This window comes from Mesorhizobium sp. M5C.F.Ca.IN.020.29.1.1 (assembly GCF_003997375.1).
GTDB lineage: Bacteria > Pseudomonadota > Alphaproteobacteria > Rhizobiales > Rhizobiaceae > Mesorhizobium > Mesorhizobium wenxiniae.
Window position 1 is genome coordinate 1 of record NZ_RZSW01000655.1, and the last position, 2895, is coordinate 2895.

The 2895-nt window shown below is 60.6% G+C and carries 2 protein-coding genes; one reads left to right on the plus strand and one right to left on the minus strand.

Annotated features, from left to right (window positions below):
* The coding region (locus EOA85_RS31585) for a glycine C-acetyltransferase (protein ID WP_127212345.1) at positions 1-893 on the minus strand (893 nt) is incomplete at its 3' end.
* 288 nt (positions 894-1181) lie between these two features.
* On the opposite strand from EOA85_RS31585, the gene EOA85_RS31590 reads away from it, so the two are divergent.
* Positions 1182-2895: diguanylate cyclase (locus EOA85_RS31590; protein ID WP_127212346.1), on the plus strand; the 1714-nt coding region annotated here is incomplete at its 3' end.

A 2895-nucleotide genomic window follows, 5' to 3' on the forward strand; every position in this document is an offset into this window, starting at 1 on the left:
CGCTGACGCAGCGCATCGCCATTGCCGATCAGTTCGAAAACCCGGATCGAGGCGCCCGCGATCGCCGGCATCAGCGTGTTGGAAAACAGATAGGGACGCGAGCGTTGGCGCAACCAGTCGACCACCTGGCACTTGCCCGATGTGTAGCCGCCCGACGCGCCGCCCAGCGCCTTGCCGAGCGTGCCGGTGATGATATCCACCCTGCCCTCAACGCCGCAATGCTCGGCCGAGCCGCGGCCGTTCCTGCCAACGAAGCCGACTGCATGGCTGTCATCCACCATTACCATTGCATCGTACTTCTCGGCGAGATCACAGACGCCCTTCAGATTGGCGATGATGCCGTCCATGGAAAATACACCATCGGTGGCGATCAGCCGAAAACGGCAATCCCTTGCCTCCTTCAGCCGCGCCTCCAGATCGGCCATGTCGTTGTTGGCATAGCGGAAGCGCTTCGCCTTCGACAGCCGCACGCCGTCGATGATCGAAGCGTGGTTCAGCGCGTCGGAGATGACCGCATCCTCCTCGCCGAGCAGCGTCTCGAACAGGCCGCCATTGGCATCGAAGCACGAGCCGTAGAGGATCGTATCCTCCATGCCGAGGAAGCCAGAAATCGTCGCCTCGAGCTGCTTGTGCTCTTCCTGCGTGCCGCAGATGAAGCGCACCGACGCCATGCCATAACCATAGCGGTCGAGTGCCTGCTTGGCCGCGTCGCGCAACTCGGCGCTGTCTGCGAGGCCGAGATAATTGTTGGCGCAGAAATTCAGCACCTTTTCGCCGCCCACGTCGATCTCGGCCGACTGCGTCGAGGTGATCACCCGCTCGGATTTGTAGAGGCCGGCCGATTTCAGCCCTTGAAGCTCGCTATCGATATAGGAGAGGAATGCCGCACTCATGATCAGGCCCTGTTGAGATTGAATGGACTGTCGCCCCGCGCGGGCGAAAAATCCACCGCAAAAGCGACCGCTTCGGTGATGCGACGGTCAGTGACCAGAATGTGGCTAGAATGCCGCCAACTGGCGGATGCTCAAATGCAGCTGCGGCGCGAAAGAACGCGATAACCATTTCGCGAGCTTTCCACCGCTGCCGCTGTCGCAGCTCTGTCGACTTCCAGAGCTGTTAACACTTTCAAGCCAATGGTTCTCACACCTAACAATCTGTCGGCGAGAGGGACCGCCTCAGAAATGTCGCAGCAACCGGTGCAAACCATTTCGGGCAGGCTTATACTGTTGATCAAGGCCGGCTATTGGCTGGCGCTGCTGATCATTGCAGCCATGGTGATGGCGTCCTTCATCCTTCTCCAGCAGATGATGGCTGACCAGCGGCACGACGATACGCTGCTCGATATTGTCGGCATGCAAAAGACGCTGTCGCAACGCATTGTCTTCCTTGCCAACGCGGCAGGTACTGCTTCGCGCAACCAACAACCGGCTCTGGTCACCGCATTCAAACAGGCCACGGCGGAGTTCGAGAGGAACTATGACCTTCTGCTCGAGCGGGTCGTCGCCGACCCGGCGTCACCGGCAAGGTTCGATCCGAAATCAGTCGAGAGCGTGCTTTTCGCCAAGCCGTTTCATCTCGACTACTTCTCGGTCGGGCTTATCGCCAACGGTCAACGCCTGGTTTCGGCGTTCGAATCACGACTCGGCATGGCCGATAATGGCGGCTACAAGGGCGGCGCCGAACGCGTCAACCTCGACGCTTCCATCGCCAATGCGACCCTGTCGGGCTACGCGGCACTCGGCCAGCGCATCAGCGCCCATGCCGATGCGCGATCGGAAACACTTCTCGATCTCCATCGAACGCTGTTCTACACCACCATCGGCGTCATCGTGCTGGTGGCACTTTTCATCTTCAGGCCGATGTCGAACGCCATTCTGCGCAAGACACACGAACTGATCGATGCCCGCAATTCGATGGCTTTCATCGCCGTGCATGACGGCCTTACCGGCCTGCACAATCGCATCTTCCTGACCGACCATTTCGATACGCTGATCAAGGGTGCACAGCGTCGGCGAGAGCGGCTTGCGGCGGTCCACCTCGACCTCGACCGGTTCAAGCAGATCAACGACACGCTTGGCCACGCCGCCGGCGACTATGTGCTGGTGGTGACGGCGCAGCGCATGCGCGATTCCTGCCGGGCATCGGATCTCTGCGTGCGTCTCGGCAGCGACGAGTTCGTAATGATCCTCAATGGTGCCGGCGGCACCGAGGACATCAACATGGTCGCCAGGCGCGTGCTGACGCAGATCAACGAACCGATCGTCTTTCAGGGCACGACCATCCTTCCAGGCGCCAGCGCCGGCGTCGCCGTCTATCCGGTCGACGCCGACAATGCGCAAGATCTGCTCGTCCATGCCGACCTCGCGCTCCACTCCGCCAAGAAGCAGAGCGGCAGTCTCTCATTCTTCTCCGAGGAATTGCGGCATGAACTCGATTACCGCAAGCAGCTCGAGCATGACATTAGGATCGCAATCGCGGAGAAGGCGTTCCAGGTCTATTTCCAGCCACAGGTTTCGTTGTCGAACGGTACGATCGGCGGCATCGAGGCGCTGGTTCGCTGGGAACATGCCGAGCGCGGCATGATCGCACCGGGCGAATTCATTCCCGTCGCCGAGAAATGCGGACTCATGCCTGCGATCGGCCGCATTGTCATCGCCAAGGCAATCAGCGAGGCGGCCGAGTGGAACCGCGCCGGCGTCGCCTTCGGACGGCTCGCGGTCAACGTATCCGGCAGCGAATTGCGTGAGCCCGATTTCGACGCCTTCCTCTTCGGCGTGCTGGAAAAAACTGGCCTGCCGCCACAAAAACTTTCGCTGGAAATCGTCGAATCCGTCATTCTCGACGACGAGAAGACCGGCATCGCGGCAAAGCTGCGGCACATCCGCGCCGCCGGTG